General features: G+C 69.0%; 17 protein-coding genes and 1 pseudogene. 7 read left to right on the forward strand and 11 right to left on the reverse strand.

Annotated features, from left to right (window positions below; all coding sequences use genetic code 11):
* Nucleotides 1-44: 44 nt before the first annotated feature.
* A pseudogene (locus D456_RS0111515) lies at nucleotides 45-716 on the reverse strand (energy-coupling factor ABC transporter ATP-binding protein); the annotation flags it as partial.
* A complete protein-coding gene (locus D456_RS0111520; RefSeq protein WP_017576335.1) occupies nucleotides 716-1,342 on the reverse strand; it encodes a biotin transporter BioY in 627 nt (208 codons plus the stop codon). The pseudogene D456_RS0111515 and the gene D456_RS0111520, both read right to left, overlap by 1 nt.
* A gap of 294 nt (nucleotides 1,343-1,636) precedes the next feature.
* Between D456_RS0111520 and D456_RS0111525 the strand changes: the two genes are divergently transcribed.
* From D456_RS0111525 to D456_RS0111530, 3 genes are all read left to right on the forward strand, one after another.
* Nucleotides 1,637-1,822, forward strand: coding sequence for a hypothetical protein (locus D456_RS0111525; protein WP_017576336.1), 186 nt, complete (start codon nucleotides 1,637-1,639; stop codon nucleotides 1,820-1,822).
* A 75-nt stretch (nucleotides 1,823-1,897) separates the two neighbouring features.
* Nucleotides 1,898-2,080: a type II toxin-antitoxin system RelE family toxin gene (locus D456_RS25620; protein WP_230479926.1), complete on the forward strand. Its 183-nt coding sequence runs from the start codon at nucleotides 1,898-1,900 to the stop codon at nucleotides 2,078-2,080.
* A gap of 103 nt (nucleotides 2,081-2,183) precedes the next feature.
* Entirely contained in the window at nucleotides 2,184-2,720 is a 537-nt protein-coding gene (locus D456_RS0111530) for a DinB family protein (RefSeq protein ID WP_017576337.1), read from the forward strand.
* A 132-nt stretch (nucleotides 2,721-2,852) separates the two neighbouring features.
* On the opposite strand, the gene D456_RS0111535 is transcribed toward D456_RS0111530, so the two are convergent.
* The 6 genes from D456_RS0111535 to D456_RS0111560 are packed head-to-tail and all read right to left on the reverse strand — an operon-like array spanning nucleotide 2,853 to nucleotide 8,223.
* Nucleotides 2,853-3,500 (reverse strand): RraA family protein, encoded by a 648-nt coding sequence (locus D456_RS0111535; protein ID WP_017576338.1) that lies wholly within the window; start codon nucleotides 3,498-3,500, stop codon nucleotides 2,853-2,855.
* A 34-nt stretch (nucleotides 3,501-3,534) separates the two neighbouring features.
* Nucleotides 3,535-4,962 (reverse strand): TRAP transporter large permease, encoded by a 1,428-nt coding sequence (locus tag D456_RS0111540; RefSeq protein WP_017576339.1) that lies wholly within the window; start codon nucleotides 4,960-4,962, stop codon nucleotides 3,535-3,537.
* Nucleotides 4,959-5,522 (reverse strand): TRAP transporter small permease subunit, encoded by a 564-nt coding sequence (locus D456_RS0111545; RefSeq protein WP_017576340.1) that lies wholly within the window; start codon nucleotides 5,520-5,522, stop codon nucleotides 4,959-4,961. The genes D456_RS0111540 and D456_RS0111545 overlap by 4 nt, the downstream gene beginning before the upstream one ends.
* 23 nt (nucleotides 5,523-5,545) lie before the next feature.
* Nucleotides 5,546-6,661, reverse strand: coding sequence for a C4-dicarboxylate TRAP transporter substrate-binding protein (locus D456_RS0111550; RefSeq protein ID WP_017576341.1), 1,116 nt, complete (start codon nucleotides 6,659-6,661; stop codon nucleotides 5,546-5,548).
* Nucleotides 6,662-6,664: 3 nt separating this feature from the next.
* Nucleotides 6,665-7,465 (reverse strand): carbon-nitrogen hydrolase family protein, encoded by an 801-nt coding sequence (locus D456_RS0111555; protein WP_017576342.1) that lies wholly within the window; start codon nucleotides 7,463-7,465, stop codon nucleotides 6,665-6,667.
* Complete coding sequence (locus tag D456_RS0111560; protein ID WP_026115779.1) at nucleotides 7,465-8,223, reverse strand: HpcH/HpaI aldolase family protein; 759 nt, start codon at nucleotides 8,221-8,223, stop codon at nucleotides 7,465-7,467. The genes D456_RS0111555 and D456_RS0111560 overlap by 1 nt, the downstream gene beginning before the upstream one ends.
* 96 nt (nucleotides 8,224-8,319) lie before the next feature.
* Between D456_RS0111560 and D456_RS0111565 the strand changes: the two genes are divergently transcribed.
* On the forward strand, nucleotides 8,320-8,991 hold the full coding sequence (locus tag D456_RS0111565) for a GntR family transcriptional regulator (RefSeq protein WP_040699124.1): 672 nt from the start codon (nucleotides 8,320-8,322) through the stop codon (nucleotides 8,989-8,991).
* Nucleotides 8,992-9,095: 104 nt separating this feature from the next.
* Here the strand turns inward: D456_RS0111565 and D456_RS0111570 are convergent, their stop codons facing one another.
* The gene (locus D456_RS0111570; protein ID WP_017576345.1) at nucleotides 9,096-9,527 is read right to left on the reverse strand and encodes a cupin domain-containing protein; all 432 of its coding nucleotides are present in this window, start codon (nucleotides 9,525-9,527) and stop codon (nucleotides 9,096-9,098) included.
* Nucleotides 9,528-9,696: 169 nt separating this feature from the next.
* Between D456_RS0111570 and D456_RS0111575 the strand changes: the two genes are divergently transcribed.
* The 3 genes from D456_RS0111575 (at nucleotide 9,697) to D456_RS0111585 (ending at nucleotide 13,118) form a co-directional block, all read left to right on the forward strand.
* Nucleotides 9,697-10,374, forward strand: coding sequence for a TetR/AcrR family transcriptional regulator (locus tag D456_RS0111575; RefSeq protein WP_017576346.1), 678 nt, complete (start codon nucleotides 9,697-9,699; stop codon nucleotides 10,372-10,374).
* A gap of 106 nt (nucleotides 10,375-10,480) precedes the next feature.
* Nucleotides 10,481-11,383 carry an alpha/beta fold hydrolase gene (locus D456_RS0111580; protein ID WP_152442542.1) on the forward strand — a complete coding sequence of 301 codons (903 nt, stop codon included), beginning with the start codon at nucleotides 10,481-10,483 and terminating at the stop codon, nucleotides 11,381-11,383.
* A gap of 4 nt (nucleotides 11,384-11,387) precedes the next feature.
* On the forward strand, nucleotides 11,388-13,118 hold the full coding sequence (locus tag D456_RS0111585; RefSeq protein ID WP_017576348.1) for a fatty acid CoA ligase family protein: 1,731 nt from the start codon (nucleotides 11,388-11,390) through the stop codon (nucleotides 13,116-13,118).
* Nucleotides 13,119-13,252: 134 nt separating this feature from the next.
* Here the strand turns inward: D456_RS0111585 and D456_RS0111590 are convergent, their stop codons facing one another.
* Nucleotides 13,253-14,662 carry a sugar porter family MFS transporter gene (locus tag D456_RS0111590; protein WP_017576349.1) on the reverse strand — a complete coding sequence of 470 codons (1,410 nt, stop codon included), beginning with the start codon at nucleotides 14,660-14,662 and terminating at the stop codon, nucleotides 13,253-13,255.
* On the reverse strand, nucleotides 14,659-16,095 hold the full coding sequence (locus D456_RS0111595) for a glucose-6-phosphate dehydrogenase (RefSeq protein ID WP_017576350.1): 1,437 nt from the start codon (nucleotides 16,093-16,095) through the stop codon (nucleotides 14,659-14,661). Before D456_RS0111595 ends, D456_RS0111590 begins: the two co-directional genes overlap by 4 nt.
* Nucleotides 16,096-17,201 lie beyond the last annotated feature (1,106 nt).

Below are 17,201 nucleotides of genomic sequence, written 5' to 3' on the forward strand. Positions count from 1 at the left end.
CCGGGTGTGCCCGAGGCGAGCGGGACGGCCTCGTCGGGAGCAGCATCCATGAGGCCGGTGTAGAAGTCGACGGCCTCGTCCGGAGCACCGTCGTGCACCACCCGGCCGCCGTCCATGACCAGGACCCGGTCGAAACCGGCGAGCAGGCCGAGGTCGTGGGTGAACAGGACCACACGCTGTTCCAGCGTGGCCAGGACTCGGTGCACCATGCGGGTGTTGCGCAGATCGAGCAGGGTGGTGGGCTCGTCGCAGACCAGCACCTCGGGTTCGGTGGCCAGCACCGAGGCGAGTGCGAGCATCTGGCGCTGGCCCCCCGACAGCAGGTGCGCGGGATGATCGCGGTGGTCGGCGAGCCCGTAGCGGTCCAGGATCCGGTCGACGCGGCGCTCGGTCTCGGCCCGGCCCAGCTTCAGGGGGCGCAGGCCGACCTCCACGTCCTCGGCGACCGTGGGCATGACGATCTGGTTGGCCGCGTCGGAGAAGACGAACCCCACGCGTCGGCGGATCCGCCGGGCATGGCGGTGGGTGTTCCACTCCCCCAGCCACACCTGCCCCTCGTCGGGCAGGACCAGTCCGTTCAGGGTGCGGGCGAGGGTGGACTTGCCCGACCCGTTCGCGCCGACCACCCCGATGCGGTGTTCGGGCAGTTCGAGGTCGATTCCGTCCAGGACCCGGCGGTCGTCGTAGGCGTGGCCCACCCCTTCCAGACGCAGCATCAGGCGCGGTCCCGCTCCGGGGACGGCGTCACCGGTCGGCCCGCGGGCGGGATCGGGTAGGCCCGGTGGACGGCCGCGGCGATCAGTGCCGTCACGACCGCCTTGGCCAGGTCGCCCGGCAGGTATACGGCGACAGCCATGAGGGAGGCCAGAGCGCTGTCGCCGAGCACGACCGCCATCCACGGGACCCCGACGGCGTAGATGACGAGCATGCCGCCGAGTACGTTGACGGCCACACCCCACCAGAAGCGGTACCGGCCGCTACGGAGCACGAGTTCGGTGAGCACACCGATGACCAGGGCACCGAACACCCATCCCACGATCATGCCGCCGGAGGGGCCGGCCAACACCGCGAGACCGCCGCGTCCGCCGGCGAACAGGGGCAGGCCCGCCAGACCGAGCGCGATGAGGACCACGACCGCGAGGGTTCCGCGTTTCCAGCCGATGAGGGCGGGCACGAGCATGACGCCGAGGGTCTGGAGGGTGATCGGGACCGGCGAGAACGGGATCGGGATCGCCACGGACACGCTCAGGGCGGCGATGAACGCGGCGAACACGGCGATGAGCGCGAGGTCGCGGGTCGTCAGGCCCCGGTACCGGACGCCGGTCGTCTCCTGCACGGGCATGGGTCTTCTCCTCGGGTGGGTGGGAGGTCTGGATCAGGTTCATTGTGCGTCACACGGACGACCGGGGTGGAGGGCGGGATCCACAGAACCGGTGGCCGGAACGTTGTGGGGTCCCTCCTGAGAGCCGAGGCACACGGAAATGTCGTCGGTGCAGTGTAGCTTCCGCGGTTCCAGTCACGCACGGGCACAGGAGCCGACCATGGAGCAAGACCGTTTCCGAGGCCGCCGAGCGTTCTCAACTGTCTCCAGAGCGCGTGCACTGCGCTGTGGCGTGAGGGAGGGAGTAACAAGACCATGGCCGCCGAACCCACCGAGCCCGGCGCAATGGTGTCCGAGTTGGCGGAGGCACTGGCTTCCCGAGGCCTGGGGCTGGTGTCCGCCGAGTATCTCAAGGAGCTCGAAGACGCCGCTGACAGCGCAGCCATCGCAGCCCGAGCGGGCGAGGAGACCGCCCCTTTCCGGCTCCAGGACTACGAGTGAGCGAGTACCTCATCGAGGTCACAGCCTCTTGCCCGCAAAGAACTGCGGAAACTGGACACGGTCACGCGGAAGCGGATCGCTGCCGCGATCCAAGGACTGGCCATACACCCTCGGCCTGACGGATACAAGAAGATCAAAGCCAGAGACGGCTACCGGATCCGTGTCGGTAACTTTCGTCTGATCTACACGGTGGACGACGGCCGCGTCACCGTTGTTGTCGTCAAGGTCGGCGCTCGAAGCGATGTATACGGGCACTGATGCTCTTCCAGTCGAACGAGCATAACCTGTGTGCTCGGTGAAATGTCGTCGGTGCGGCGTAGCGTTCGGCGGACCACGACCGTACTGAGGACAGGAGCCGACCATGAGCGTGCCGATCACCGCCACCTCCAGCACCCTCGACCACGAGCGCGAGACCATGCTGGAGGTACTCGCCGAGCAGCGCCACTTCTTGCGCCACACTCTCCAAGGGCTGAACCAGGAGCAGGCCGCCACCCGAACGACCGCGAGCGAACTGACCCTCGTCGGCCTGGTCAAACACCTGAGTGCGGTGGAGCGGGGTTGGATGGATTTCATCGAGCGGGGCGAGGACCTCGAGGCCGACCAGGCCTCCCCCGAGGCCATCGAGCACCACGAGCGCACCTTCCGGCTCGTGGGCGAGGAGACCCTGGAGAGTGTGCTGGCCGACTACGACCGGGCCGCGCGTGAGACCGAGGAGTACGTGCGCTCTCTGAGCGATCTCGAGCGCGAGCACCAGCTCGCTCCGGCGCCCTGGGTGGAGGGCGAGATCTTCTGGAGTGCCCGCAAGGTACTGCTGCACCTGATCCGGGAGACCTCGCAGCACTGCGGGCACGCCGACATCATCCGTGAGGCTCTCGACGGCCAGAAGACCATGGGTTGACGTCCCACGCCGAAGGTGTTCGTGCCCGGAGCCCCCGGACACGAACCGACCCCGGGTGTGCGGCGGCCGATTCGCCGCCGCACACCCGGGGTCGGGCTGGGCCCGCGCGGGCCCCGTGCGCGCGGACCCGTGTCACGGACGGTGTTTGGCAGCCCCGGAGAACTCGGCGAGGAGACCGCCGGCGGAGATCTTCTCCCGGGCCGGGATCTCGGCGTCCTCCTTGGACTTGAGCAGGTCACCCAGACCCACCGTCTCCTCGGGTGTGAGGAAGGCGGCGCCGTCGGAGTCGGCGAAGACGACGTCGCCCGGGCGCACGACCGCGCCCGCGACGGAGACCGGCACGTTGATCGCACCCTCGATCCCGCCGATACGCGTGGTCAGCGGGCTGAACCCGCGCGAGATCACCGGGAAGTCGTAGGCGAGGGTCTCGTCGTAGTCGTTGACCGCCCCGTCGATCACCGCGCCGGCTGCGCCCCGGGCCTTGGCGGTGTAGGAGACCAGCCCGCCGAAGCACGAACGCTGTTGGTCACCGGACTGGTCCACGACGAGGACGTCGCCGGGACGCAGCATGTCGACCGCGATGTGCACCGCGGTGGAGTCCAGGTGCGGGATCCGCACGGTGACGGCCGTACCGACGAACTTGAGCGGGCGCCGGTTCGGCTGGAGCCCGAGGGCGAAGCCGTGGTCCCGCAGGTGGCCGAGCGTGGAGACACACGTCCTGCCGAGCTCGTCGATGATGTGGTCATCGATCTGCCGTGGCATGTCGTTGATGGTGAACACAGGTGGTCCTTTCCCGGGAGCAGCGTGGGACGGGCTACTTCGCGCTGGAGAGTTCGGGGATGAAGGTGACGATCTCGGGCACCATGATGAGGACGGCCACGACCAGGAGGTCGGCGATGATGAACGGCACGATGCCGCGGAAGATGCGGCCCAGGCCGGCCTCCGGGACCGAGCCGGAGTAGACGAACGCGTTCATCCCGACGGGTGGCGTGATCAGTGCCATCTCGGCGACCTTCACGATGAGCACGCCCAGCCAGATGCCCTCGAAGCCGTAGCCGACCAGGATCGGGTGCAGCAGGGGCGCGGCGACGAGGATCATCGAGATGCCGTCGAGGAACATGCCCAGCGGCAGCAACAGCAGCAGGCAGAGCACCAGGACGGCGTAGGGCTCCAGGTCGGCGGCGATGACGGCGTCCACCACCGCGGTGCTCGCCCCGGACAGGGCGAGGAAGTAGGTGAAGACCCCGGCACCGAACATGAGGAGGAAGGTCATGGCGGTCAGGCCGACGGCTTCGCTGACCGACTCCTTGATCGTGCGCAGCCACCGGGGCGGCCGGGTACGGATGAGCAGGATGACGAAGGCCGCCATCGCGCCGAAGGAGGCTGCCTCGTTGGCGGTGGCCAGACCGAGGTAGATCGAACCGATCGAGACCAGGAAGATGACGCCGAGGAGCAGGACCCCGGGCACGTCCAACCTGGGCTCGGAGGTCTCCTTGTCCCTCGTAGTGGTGCTCCTGCCGGCCGGGGCGGCCCCCTCGGCCGTGGTGGTCCCGCCGGCCGGGGAGGACCCGCCGACGGCGGCCGGTTCCTTCTCCTGCTGCCCGGCCGCGCGGGCGGCCTGCCGCTTACGCCGGGCCAGGACCAGCAGCACGATGGTGACCGCGTAGGCCAGGACCGTCAGCAGGCCGGGGCCGATACCGGCCAGGAGCAGTTCCCCGATGCTCTCGTCGGTGACGACTCCGTACAGCACGAGCACGATGGACGGCGGGATGAGGACGCCGAGGGTTCCGCCCGCGCAGACGACCCCGGCCGCGAGACGGATCCCGTTCCCGGCCTTGACGATCGCGTCGGTGGAGACCCGTGCCATGGTGGCCACCGTCGCGACGCTGGATCCGGTGACGGCGGCGAAGAGCCCCGACCCGGACAACGAAGCGAACGCGGCGCCCCCGGGGAAACGGCGCAGCCCCCGCGAGGCGAGGTCGAACCCCGCCTGGGCGAGCTGGGCGTGCACGGCGAACACACCCATGAGGATGAACAGCGGGATGATCGTCAGGGAGTAGTCGGCCGCCGTGGAGAAGGGCTGGTTGGCCACCGTGCTGACCGCTGCGTCGGTGCCGCGCATGAGGACGACACCGACCATCCCCGCCAGCATCAGGGAGAGTCCGACGTGGAAGCGGATCGCAAGCAGGCCCAGGAAGAGCGCGAGGACCGCGATGACGATGAAGAGGGTTCCAGCGGTCATCGGAGGTCCTCGCTCTCTCGGTCGTGGGTGGTCTGTGTGGCCGAGTGGGCCTGTTCGATGGCTGCGTCCACCTCGTTGGTCTCGGGGACCTCGCCGGAGCGGAACGCGCTGAACTCGAGGACTTCCTTCCAGACGGCCGTCACGAAGAACAGCAGGAAGGAAGCGAAGAGCACGAGCTTGGCCGGCCAGGTCACCAACCGGAGGATGTCGTTGGTGGTCTCGCCGCGTTCGACGGCGCTGAGCATGACGTCGCCGAGGCCCCAGACGACCAGGGCGCCGACACCCAGCAGCAGAACGGCTCTCACACCCGAGAGCACCATCCGCGTCCGGAAACCGAAACGTGCTTCCAGGAGGGTGACCGAGACGTGCCGTCCATCGATCTCGGCGGAAGCCAGACCGAGGAAGGCGATGGCGACCAGGAGCAGGGTGGAGATGTCCACTGTCCCCAGGACCGACCGGCCGAACATGTTGCGGCCGAGCACGTCGGTGACGGTCAGGACCATCAGGGCGAGGAGCAGAAGTCCGGCACTGAGGTTGAACGCGGTCGACACCCCCCTCATCGACCGCGGGAAACTGATGCGACTCACGGTTCCTGCCCTTCCATGCATGCGGTGAGCGGGTTGGTGTAGTCGGACTCCGGGGTCTCCTCCTCGATGATCCGCCGGTAGTCGTCGAGCACGGACTGCGCGTCGTAGCCGCGCTCCTCGTAGCGCTCCACCCAGTCCTCGGCAATGGCGGACTCCTCCTGCCATTGGGAGACCTCTTCGTCCGAGAAGGAGGTGAACTCCGCCCCCGACTCGGTCAGCTCCCGGCAGGAGGCCTCGCCGAGCGCGCCCATCTCCTCCAGACCGTTGGAGATGCCGTTGCCGGAGGCCTCCAGCAACGCCTCCTGGTACTCCTCGGGCATGGACTGGAAGAGGTCCTCGTTGACGACCACGATCGAGGACGAGTACGCCCCGATACCGGGGTCCACGATGTGCGGCGTGGTCTCGGACAGACCGAAGGTGGGCAGGTTCGCCAGGGCCAGCGAGGTGTAGCCGTCCACGACACCGCGGCTCATCGACTCGTAGATGTCGTTGGCCGTCATACCGACCGGGTTGGCCCCGGCCGTGAGCATGGCGTCCGAGGTCAGGCCGCCTGCGCGCAGGCTCCTGCCGCGCAGGTCCTCGAGGTTCTCGGCCTCCTCCTGGAGCCCGATGGTGGCGTTGCCGAGCGGGAGCGGGAAGAGGAGACGAACGCCCTGGCGGTCGAAGTCCTCGCGATAGGTCTCGTTCTCCTCGTACAGCCGCTCGATCGCGGTCATCTGCACCTCGGTGTTGTCTGTCTCGAACGGCAGCTCGACGGCCGTGAACATGGACAGGTCCGAGGCCGCGTAGATGGATCCGACCTGGGAGAGGTCGGCGCGTCCGTCCAAGGTGGCCTGGGCCGACTCGTCGGCGTCCACGAGGCTCTCCGAGTAGTGGAGGCGAACGCTGACACCGCCGTCGGTGAGCTCCTCGACCTCGTCGGCCCACCGCTGCACCGTGCGCGACTGGTCCGATGTCGCGTTGGAGTAGGTCGTGTAGTGCAGCACGTAGGTGTCGTCACCGCTTGCGGTGCCGGAGCACGCGGTGAGGACTGCCAGGGCCGCGCCCGAGGCCACGAGCCCGGTGATCCGCTTCGGACCGCCGGCTCGGGCGCGCATCGCGAGTTCTCTCATCGGTCAGTCTCCTGTTGGTGCCACGTGGTAACGCCGGAGGGACAGGGCAGGGTTGACCTTGCGGACGTGGTCGAGCCGTGCGCGTTCGACGTCGGCGATGCCGAGGCCGGGCGCCTCACCGAGGGCGGCCACGGCGATCCCCATCGGGTCGACGACGGCGCTGTTGCCCGAACCGGTGGGTGCGCTCTGGTCGGCCGCGAGCACGTAGACGGTGTTCTCGATCGCGCGGGCGCGCACGAGGGTGTTCCAGTGGTACTCCTTGAGCGGACCGGGCACCCATTCGGCGGGCAGGGCGATGACGTCGGCGCCGGAGTCCATCAGGACACGGGAGACCTCGGGGAAGCGCAGGTCGTAGCAGGTCTGCATGCCGACCTTGAAGCCGTCGACCTCCAGGAGCTGCGGCTGGGCCGGGTCTGCGGCGATGACACGGTCGGACTCCTTGTAGCCGAACGCGTCGTAGAGGTGCACCTTGCGGTAGACCGTCTTGATCTCGCCGTCCTGGATGCCCAGGAGGGTGTTGTGGATACGGCCGTCCTGAGCCGTTTCGTTCACGCCGGCGATGACGGAGATGCCGAGCTCGGCGGTGAGGGCGCGCACGCGGGAGACGGTGGGACCGTCGAGCGGCTCGGCGCTGTCGACGAACCTGTCGTCCATGGCGGGTGCGGTGAACACCGCGTACTCGGGGAGAACGGCCAGGCGTACCCCGCGTCCCGCCGCTTCCCGCAGGAGTTCCTCGATCGTCTTCAGGTTCGCGGCCTTGTCCTCGTTGGGCGCGAACTGCACGACGGCGGTCGTCAGGGACATCAAAGGCTCCTCTGCTCGTTCTCGATCTTCTTCAGGGTGTCGAGCGCGCCGGTGAACCCGGACAGCACGGCCCCGTACTGCATGGTGGCGACGATGGTCTCGGCGCCCTCCTGAACGGCGAGGTGCTTCTCGGCCTCGCTCCAGGCGGGGATGACCCAGGGTTTGCCGGCCGACCGTGCGGCGCGGGCGAGGTGGCGCAGGTCCTCCAGGTCGGCCTCGTCGACGGTGTAGGCACCGCGGTCGCGGCGCAGCGACAGGTCGGAGGGGCCGATGAAGATCCCGTCGACGACGGGGAGCTGGAGGATCGCGTCGATGTCCTCGAACGCCGAGGCGTCCTCGATCATCGGGTAGCAGCGGGTGCCCTGGTCCTGCTCGGTGACCCACGCGTCGGTGAACCCACGGTACTTGGAGGTGCGTCCGCCGGCGAAGGAGCGGTCCCCCAGCGGCGGGAACTTCGCGTAACCGCAGACCGTCCTGGCGTGCTCGACGGACTCCACGTGCGGGACGGCCACCGCGTTCGCGCCGAAGTCCAGGGCCTGCTGGATCGGTCCGCGCTCGGGCCCCAGCACCTTGGCGATGACGTCCATGCCGTTGGAACGGATGAACGGGATCAGCCAATCCAGCGCGGCCAGGTCGAACAGTCCGTGCTCGACGTCGAGCACGACGGTGTCGTATCCGGCCAGACGGGCCATTTCCACTGCTGCGGCCGAGGGCTCGGACAGCCAGACCCCGTGCCGCCTCTGTGCCTGATCGCTCACGTGTTACCTCCCATGTGACCCACAGCCCAATAATATGTGCCGTGGACAACTTGTATACATGGTGTATCCCGTTTGTGCAAAGGTAAGGTTGGCCGCGTGTCAGATCAAGGGAACAGCAGTCGAGCCAGGACGAAACGGCAGTCGGCGCGGGAACGCGCCTACGAGTGGATCGGCAACGCCATCCTGACGGGAGTGTTCACCGAGGGCGAATTCCTCGACGAGATCGCCCTGGCCGGAGAGGTGGGCACCTCTCGGACACCGGTACGTGAAGCCCTCCACCGGCTGCAGGCCGAGCGTTTCGTCGAACTCGTCCCCCGCCGCGGAGCCCAGGTGCGGGTCGTCAACGCCACCGAGATGCGCGAGATCTACCAGGCCCGCTTCGTCATCGAAGCGGACGCCGTGCGCAAGATCTGCGGGCGGCGCCAAGGCACTCCCCCCGACTCCATGGAGCTCATCGAGGCGATGGAAGCCGCTGCGCGGGACCGGGACTGGAACCAGGTCGCCCAGCTCGACCAGGTCTTCCACTCCTCCATCGTGAGCCACCGGGGCAACGCGGTCCTGACCGAGATGTACGACGCCATGCGCCCCCGGCAGGTGCGCCTGGCGGTTCGCACCCTGACCGAGCTCCCCGAACGTCTGAGCACCATCGAACGCGAGCACCGCGAACTCCATGCGGCGCTCGAACAGCACGACGGCGCCCGCAGCGTGGAGATCCTGGACAGCCATCTGCACGAGGTCCCGGAACTCGTCCAGGCCTTCTCGGACTGATCGGGCGGGGCCGCGGGGAGCGACGGTGCTCTTGCGGCAACAAAAAACGGTGCCGGTGCTCACAACAGCTCCGACACCGTTCTCCTGGCGCCGGCTCCCCGCCCCTAGTCCTCGTTCGGGTCCTTCCCGGCGTCACGGTGGGTCGGGTGCACGGTGGCGGGTTCGTGGTCCGGCGGACCGTAGAGCGCGTAGAGCTTCAAGGGCTCGTCGCCGGTGTTGACGACGTTGTGCCAAATGCCGGCCGGGACCATGATGATGTCGTCGTCCTCCACGTCACGGACGAAGTCCAGGTCGTCCTCGGCGGGCCCCATCAGTGTGCGTCCGGTCCCCTCTTCCACCCGGAGGAACTGGTCGTTGTCCGGGTGTACTTCCAGGCCGACGTCATCACCGACGTCGATGCTCATCACGGTGAGCTGCAGGTGCTCGCCGGTCCACAGGGTGCGGCGGTAGTCGGGGTTGTCGAGGCTCTCGCTCTCGATGTCGGTGACGAACGGTCGCCTGCCGTGGTCCTCGCCGGTGGTGTAGTCGTTGCTCACAGTCGTGTCGACCTCCCGCGATCGGCGCGCGTGAAGAGTCCCTTCATCACCCCCAACCTAGCCGTCGCGGGGGCCCGGCAATCGTCGCCTCACTCACAGGTTCCCGCAGGCCCCATGTGCACCGTCGCGGGGGTGTTCCCGAACCGCCCTCGGTAACCTCGGACCCGTCATGTTCGCGGTCACCTCGCAGGGGCGCTTCCCAGGCGCGGTCGCGACACGCTCCGATCGCTCATCCGAGGAGGGCTCCCCCGTGGTCGGGATCCGCCAACAGCGCCAGCAGCGCACCCGCCTGGCACTGCTCGACGCCGCCGCGTCGGTGTTCGCCCAGCGTGGTTACGCCAGCGCCTCCGTGCCGCAGATCGCCCAGGAGGCCGGGATGTCCACCGGCGCGATCTACGCCAACTTCTCCGGCAAGCACGAACTGTTCCTGGCCATGATGCGACGGGTGATCGAGTCCGGAGCGGAGGCACGGCAACGTTCGGCCGATCACATCACCGACCGCGACGAACTGCTCGAGCAGATGGTCACGACGTGGACGAGCACGGTCGACGCCGCGCCCGAGGTCGTGCTCCTGATGGCGGAGTTCTGGCTGTACGCGCTACGCAACTCGCCGCAGGCCGATGCCGTCACCGATTTGCTGGCCGATGTGCGTGCCAACCTCGCGGCGAGCATCGTCGGCGCCGGCGTGGTGACCGATCCCGACCGGGCCGAGCGGATGGCCGTGGCTGTGCAGGCGCTGGCCTACGGCTATGCCATGCAGCGGTTGGCCGACGAGGACTCCGTGTCGCCGGCGCAGCTGGTCGAGTCGGTGGACTGGCTACTGCTGGGGGCCGCTCCGGAGCGGTGACGGCCGTTCGGGGACCGCTGCTCCTGGGGGTCTTGTCGCTGTGACCACACTCACGTAACCTCCATTCGGCGAACAACCATTCTCTGAAGTTGCGTGGGAGGTCACGGTGAGTGGTATCGGGTCCCCGAAAGAGGCTCCACTGGAGCGGTTCCGGCACGGCGAACTGGAGATGGCAGTGCGTCGAGCCGGAGACAGCGGACCGGGTGTGGTCCTGCTCCACAACGGGGGCACGTCGCACACCATCTGGCGCCACCAGATCGCCGACCTGGCCACCGACCACCGCGTGGTGGCCGTCGACCTCCCGGGCTTCGGTGACTCCCCGCGCCCCTCCCGCCCGATCGACCTCGCCGACCACATCGAACTGGTCTCGGCCCTGATCGAGCACGACGGCCTGCCCCCGGTCTCCCTCGTCGGCAACTGCATGGGGTCGGCCATCGCCGCCGGTGTGGCCGCCAACAGCTCCAGCGACGTACGCGCGCTGGTCATGGTCAACCCGCTGACCGACGCCACGTTCCGCGCCGGCGGACTCGGGCTGCTGATGGCCCCCGACAGCAAGTGGGCGAAGGCCAGGGCACCGCTGCGAGCGGCGCTCCGGCGCCTGCGCGTGCCCCGCGCGATCGCCCCGTTGGTGCTGCGCTACCAGATGGGCCCCGCCGGCGCACGCGCCGGCCTCCACCACGACCCCGAACTGACGGCGTGCCTGCTGCGGGACGACGAAGCGCCCGCACTGACCGACGTCCTGGCCGACCTGCCCCAGAGCTACCGCATCGTTCGCGGCCCGGACAGCCCTCCTCTGTGCACCATCTGGGGTGCCCGCAACCGGGTCCTGTCGCCACGGGCCGGTGTCCGCCTCGACAAGGTGCTGCGCTCCGATCGCCGCATGCTCGTCCACGACGCCGGACACATGCCGATGCTGGAACGGCCCGACGAAGTCACCGGGACGATCCGTTCCTTCCTGGCCGACGCCGCGACCGGCCGCCTACGAACCTCCCCCGACGTCCAGAGGTGATCCGATGACAGGCCGCGCTCCCCTCGAGCACCCACACACCGGTGCGGCCACCCACGGTGACATCCCTGTCACCCCTGACCGGGTCAGGGTGGCCGACCTGGTCCTGGAAGTCGCACGCGCCCACCCCGACCGCGTGGCCCTGGTCCGGACGACCAAGCGCCGCGACGGCAGCCTGGTCCACCACGAACGGACCTACGGCGAACTCTCCGACCGTGCCGAACGCCTGGCCGCGGGCCTGCGTGCGAACGGCATCCGCGAAGGCACCCTCTGCTCGTTCATGGTGCCGCCGAGCTTCGATGCGCTCGTGCTCGGTACCGCCCTCTTCCGGATCGGTGCCACGCTGGTGGGCATCGAACCGTTCAGCCACGGCCTGCGCCGGGTGACCCGCTGCCTGGACCGCGTCGGCCCCGAGGTGTTCTTCGGTACGCCCAGCGCACACCTGGCCAAACGGCTCTTCGGCTGGGGCAGGCGCACCGTACGTCAGCAGTACGTCGTGGACGGCACGTTCCCCGGCCTGGAGACCCTGGACGACCTGATGGTGGACACGGCCCCGGCCGAGCCCACCCAGGCCGACGTCGACCCGGGCGACCCCGCCGTCATCGCCTTCACCACCGGTAGCACCGGCATGCCGAAGCCCACTGTGCTGCGCCAACGCAACTTCGCCGCCATGATCGAACTGGTCGGCGACCAGTGGTCGCTCGGCAACGGCGACGACGTGGTCGACATGCCCACGTTCCCGATGTTCTGGATCATCGCCCTGTCCGCCGGCGGCCAAGTGGTGGTCCCGCCGATGGACTTCACCATGAAGGGCCCCGGCGACGCCGACCCGGCCGCCCTGCTGCGCACCGTCGAAGAACACGGGGTCCGGTCGATGTTCGCCTCTCCGGCGCTGCTGCGGAACTTGTCGGAGCACGCCCGTCAGGGGTCGATCAAGATCCCGTCCGTGCGCCGTGTCGTCGCCGGCGGTGCCGAGGTGCAGGGGCCGCTGTTCGCCGCGGTCCGGGACATGCTCGGCAGCGAGGGTGAACTGTACTCCAACTACGGGGCGACCGAGGCACTCCCGTTGTGCGAGATCGACGGCACGACGGTGCTGGAGGAGACCTGGGAGCGCACCGAACGCGGTGAAGGCCTGTGCGTGGGGCGGGGACTGCCCGGCGTCGAGCTGCGTATCGTGCCCGCGACCGAGAAACCCATCGCCGGCATCGATGACGTCGAAGCGCTGCCGACGGGTGAGATCGGCGAGGTCATCGCCCGGAGCCCGCACATCAGCGAGGACTACTTCGACGCTCCGGGGCCGACGGCGGCCAACAAGATCGCCGCTCCGGACGGGTCGGTGTGGCACCGGCTGGGCGATGTCGGTTCCCTCGACGAGCAGGGGCGCCTGTGGCTCGGCGGACGCCGCTCGCACCAGGTCGTCACCCCAGGCAAGATCTACCGGCCGCTGCAGGTCGAACCCGTGGTGGCCACGCACAAGGCAGTGCGTCGCGCGGCACTGGTCGCCGTCCCCTGCATGGGCAGCACGGTTCCGGTGGTGTGTATCGAACGTTCCGGCGAGGACGACCGCGACACCGGGGTGATCACCGCGGAGCTGCGGAACATGATGGGCCGCCACGAGGCGACACGGGGACTCACGGCCTTCGTCGAGATGCGGCGCCTGCCCGTGGATCGGCGGCACAACGCCAAGATCGACCGTCCGGCGCTGGGCGCCGCGCTGGCGCGCCGCCGGAAGGGGTGAACAACCCTTCACGAACGTGCCACCGCCGGACCGGGTCGCACCGGCGGTGGCACATGAGGTCGGTCGGGCCCACCCGCTCCGGGCCCCGACCACCGATCCGGTCTCAGCCCCGGGCCCCGGGGCCCGGGGCCCGGTCACCCCTCGGAGATCCTCCATCGCCGGCGGAGGTCCGCTCCCACCTCGTCGGCGTTGCGTTCACGCGTCTCGGGCACCCACTTGGCGACGAAGGCGAAGCCCAGGAGGCAGAGGACGGCGAAGCCCCAGAACGTCGCCGCCTGCCCGACGGCGTTCACCAGAGGCAGGAACGCCAGGCTCACCAGGAAGTTGGAGAGCCAGTTCACGGTGGCGCCCGCGCTCGCCCCTTCCGCACGTTGCGCGGAGGGGAAGACCTCACCGAGCAGGACCCAGAAGACCGGCCCCATGCCGACCCCGAACGCCACGATGAACAACATCATGAACACGAGCATGGCCAACGGGCTCATACCCGCGGCGAAGGCCAGGCCCAGCAGGGCGATGGAGACCGTCATCCCCGCGAGGGAGCCGAGCAACAGCGGGCGTCGGCCGACCCGGTCGATGAGGGCGAGGGAGACGAACGTGACGGCGACGTTGACGGTCCCGATGAAGATCGAGTAGAAGATCGCGTTCGAGGCCGAGAGCCCGGCCTGGCTGATGATCGTGGGCGCGTAGTAGAAGATCGTGTTGATCCCGGCGAACTGCTGGAGCGCGGCCAGGACGCAGGCGACCAGGAGCGCGGCAAGGGCCGTCCCCCGGAACAGGTCCCCCACACCGCCGGAGGACCCGCTCCGGTCCTCCTCGCGCTGCGCATCGTGCACGCGGTCGACGAACCGGTCGGCGTCGCCCGGCTCGGCGACCCTGTCGACCACCTTCCGGGCCTGCTCCATCCTGCCCTTGCGGACCAACCACGCGGGTGATTCGGGCAACCACAGAGCCGCGAGGAACAGGAGGAGGGCGGGCACGAGACCGACCCCGAACATCGCCCGCCAGGCCTCGGCGCCGGACAGCGCCCAGTTCACCAGGTACGAGGTGAGCAGTCCGAAGGTGATGAACAGTTGGTTGAGGCTGAGCATGCGGCCTCGGACCTGGGCCGGGGCCATCTCACCGAGATAGGTCGGCACCGTGGCCGACACACCGCCGACGGCCAGCCCCATCACCACCCGGCCGAGCAGCACCGTCCAGTAACCGGGGGCGAAGGCGGTGGCCCCGATCCCGAGGAAGAACACGACTCCGAGAGCGGCGAGAACCGGTTTCCGCCCGTAACGGTCGGCGATGTTCCCGCAGGTGAGGGCGCCGATGACGGCGCCGAGCAGCAGAATGCTCACCACTGATCCCTGCTGGAACGAGGTGAGGTCGAAGTCCTCCCTGATGAACAACAACGCACCGGAGATGATCCCGGTGTCGAAGCCGAACAGGAAACTTCCGAGGGCGATGGAGACCCCCCACGCACGGACCCTGCGCAGCCCCTGCGGGGTGAGATCGACCAGATGGCTCTCGGCCGCGGGGCGGGTGTTCAACGGTTCGCTCATGTCTCCCAGCTCTCCCAGTTCGCCGGGCCGGTACTCCCGGCCCGGTAGTCGTGGAGGGGGACACGTCCGTGGCGCCATGCGTCCAGGACCGGTTCGATGATGCGCCAGGACTCGACCGACATGTCACCGCGCACCGACAGTGGTTTCTCGTCCTCGAGCACACCCCGGAGCACTTCGCCGTACTCGAGCAGGTCGCCGGGGCCGAACCCCGTCTCGAGCGTGACCGGTGAGAGGTCGAAGGGGTCTCCGGGTCCGTTGACGTTGAGTTCCATCTCGATACGGCGGGGGCCGAGACCGATACGCAGCCGGTTCCCGATGACCTCGCCGGTGAGCCCGGCGGGGATGTGCTGGGGGTCGCGGAACCGGAAGGCGACCTCCTGCCGGGGCTCACCGATCGCCTTACCCGACCTGACACGGAAGGGCACACCGGCCCATCGCCACGTATCGACCGCGAGGACGACCTCGGCCAGGGTCTCGGTCCCCCGTGCGGGATCGGTACCTTCCTCCTCGGTGTAGGAGGGCAGCGAGCGGCCGTCGACGGTTCCCGCAGTGTAACGGGCGCGGCGGCTGTACCTGTCGGGCCGGTCGTCCCAGACACGGGTCGCGCGCAGGACCTGCGCCTTGGCGTCGCGGACGTCGACCCCCTCGAGCGTGCTCGGCGGCGACATCGCCACCAGGGCCAGGACCTGGAGCAGGTGGCTCTGGACCATGTCACGCAGGGCGCCCGCCCCGTCGTAGAAGCCGGCACGGCCCTCGAGACCGAGCGTCTCGTCGAAGGTGATGTCGACCGCTTCGACGTGTTCGGAGCTGAGCAACGGCTCGACCACCCGGTTGGCGAAGCGGACACCGAGGATGTTGAGCACCGTCGTCATGCCGAGGAAGTGATCGACGCGGTGCACGTGGTCCTCCGGCACCAGGCCGTGGAGCAGCTCGTTCAGCGCAGAAGCACTGTCGGCGTCGGTCCCGAAGGGTTTTTCCAGCACCAGCCGCGTACCGTGCGGCACACCGGTGCGGGCCAGGGCCCGGCAGGTCTCCACCATGACCGCCGGCGGAAGCGCCAGGTAGATCGTGGTACGGCCCCGGCAGTGGGCCAGCAGGCGGTTCAGGCCGTGGTCGTCGGTGGCGTCCGCGGTGATGTAGCGCGTGTTGGCGACGACCGTGTCGACGGCCGGCCCCTCCGCTCCCCCGTCCGCGAAGGCCCGCGCGACGGTCGACCGCCATCCTTCGTCGCTCTCCTCACCGCGGTCGCTGCCGATGAGGAGGAGATCGGCCATCGACGAGGTGTCGACGAGTCCGCCCAAGCCAGGCAGGAGCAGTCTGGTGGTCAGGTCGCCGCCCGCGCCGAGGACGAGCAGGGTCTGGGGCTGCTCTCCCGTCGCGCTCGTCCCGGGGGCACGTCCGCCCCCGTTCGTACGGATACGGTCGTCGCTCACAGCGGCCTTCTTCCCGGTTCGGGCAGCGCTCGACGCAGCTTTCTGCGTTCCCCGGCGGGGCGGGGACGGACACGGCCATTGTCCGTATGCCGATGATTCTCACGCAGAGAACGCGCCGAACCGGGAAAACACATGTTCTGCGGGGCCCGGTCGGTGGGCTGGGGGACAGGGAAGCCGGTTGGGTCGGTCGAGCTGGGACGATTCATGGATCGGTGACGGGTGGTACGGCTTATGGACTGGTGACGGGGTTCATGGACCGGTTCAGGTGGGTGGTGTTCGTCGGAGCGTCGAGCGTAGCCCGGCCGGGGCTCCCCGCAACCCTGTCGGCGCCCCGCCACACCTGCTTCATTGCGGTGAATGTGGCAGGGGTGCGCTGGGTTGGTGCCGGCGCCTCGGGGTGTGCGGTCCACCCCTTCCCCGGGCCGGCCCGCTCTCGCCGCCGAACACCCCACGGCCGCTACCAACCATCCGCCCGAAGAAGTGGGGGCACAACTACCAACCCCCAGGGGCGGGCCATTGCGGTCACCGCTTGCGGCGTGGGCACGGTGGCTCGCTCCTGCGGAGGCACCGGCGGCCGGTGTCAGTGCTCATACAGGCAGAAGAAAACGTTTTCAGTGCCCGAAAGAGCACCAACAACCGCCGAGACCAGCCCCCACGAGCAAGACCGGCACTACCGGGGCTCGATATCGGTTCCGGGAGCAAGATCCACGAGGTCAGGGCCTTTCCCGAGGACGCACACGCCAGACTGCCCCGGCCTCAATGCGCCACCGGGAGCAGCCGGGGCCCGTAGTTGCCTTCCGCAGGAGCGAGCGGCCGCGCACACGCCGCAAGCGGTGGCCACAATGCCGCACCACAGGGGGAGGAAAGCGCCCACCGTTTCTTCTGCTGCCAGGGCGCCGGGGTGTGGGGGTCGCGCCGAGTGGGTTGCGCGCAGACCCGGCCGGGCTACAATTCCCGACCCCGACGAACCACCACCCCAGGCACCACAAGAAACCCCGCACCACAGCCCCGAACCAGCCCGCCACTGCCACCGACCTGAGGTGCCCCAATCCGCGCCACCCCGCCACTATCCGCACCGAGAAACAGAGGCGGCGAGTCGCCGAAGC

Source organism: Nocardiopsis kunsanensis DSM 44524 (assembly GCF_000340965.1).
GTDB lineage: Bacteria > Actinomycetota > Actinomycetes > Streptosporangiales > Streptosporangiaceae > Nocardiopsis > Nocardiopsis kunsanensis.

Excerpts from the sequence above, each read along its gene's own strand:
- D456_RS0111545 (WP_017576340.1), bottom strand. The coding sequence starts at position 5,522 with ATGAGGGGGGTGTCGACCGCGTTCAACCTCAGTGCCGGACTTCTGCTC.
- D456_RS0111575 (WP_017576346.1), top strand. The coding sequence starts at position 9,697 with ATGTTCGCGGTCACCTCGCAGGGGCGCTTCCCAGGCGCGGTCGCGACA.
- D456_RS0111525 (WP_017576336.1), top strand. The coding sequence starts at position 1,637 with ATGGCCGCCGAACCCACCGAGCCCGGCGCAATGGTGTCCGAGTTGGCG.
- D456_RS0111520 (WP_017576335.1), bottom strand. The coding sequence starts at position 1,342 with ATGCCCGTGCAGGAGACGACCGGCGTCCGGTACCGGGGCCTGACGACC.
- D456_RS0111550 (WP_017576341.1), bottom strand. The coding sequence starts at position 6,661 with ATGAGAGAACTCGCGATGCGCGCCCGAGCCGGCGGTCCGAAGCGGATC.
- D456_RS0111555 (WP_017576342.1), bottom strand. The coding sequence starts at position 7,465 with ATGTCCCTGACGACCGCCGTCGTGCAGTTCGCGCCCAACGAGGACAAG.
- D456_RS0111585 (WP_017576348.1), top strand. The coding sequence starts at position 11,388 with ATGACAGGCCGCGCTCCCCTCGAGCACCCACACACCGGTGCGGCCACC.
- D456_RS0111530 (WP_017576337.1), top strand. The coding sequence starts at position 2,184 with ATGAGCGTGCCGATCACCGCCACCTCCAGCACCCTCGACCACGAGCGC.
- D456_RS0111540 (WP_017576339.1), bottom strand. The coding sequence starts at position 4,962 with ATGACCGCTGGAACCCTCTTCATCGTCATCGCGGTCCTCGCGCTCTTC.
- D456_RS0111590 (WP_017576349.1), bottom strand. The coding sequence starts at position 14,662 with ATGAGCGAACCGTTGAACACCCGCCCCGCGGCCGAGAGCCATCTGGTC.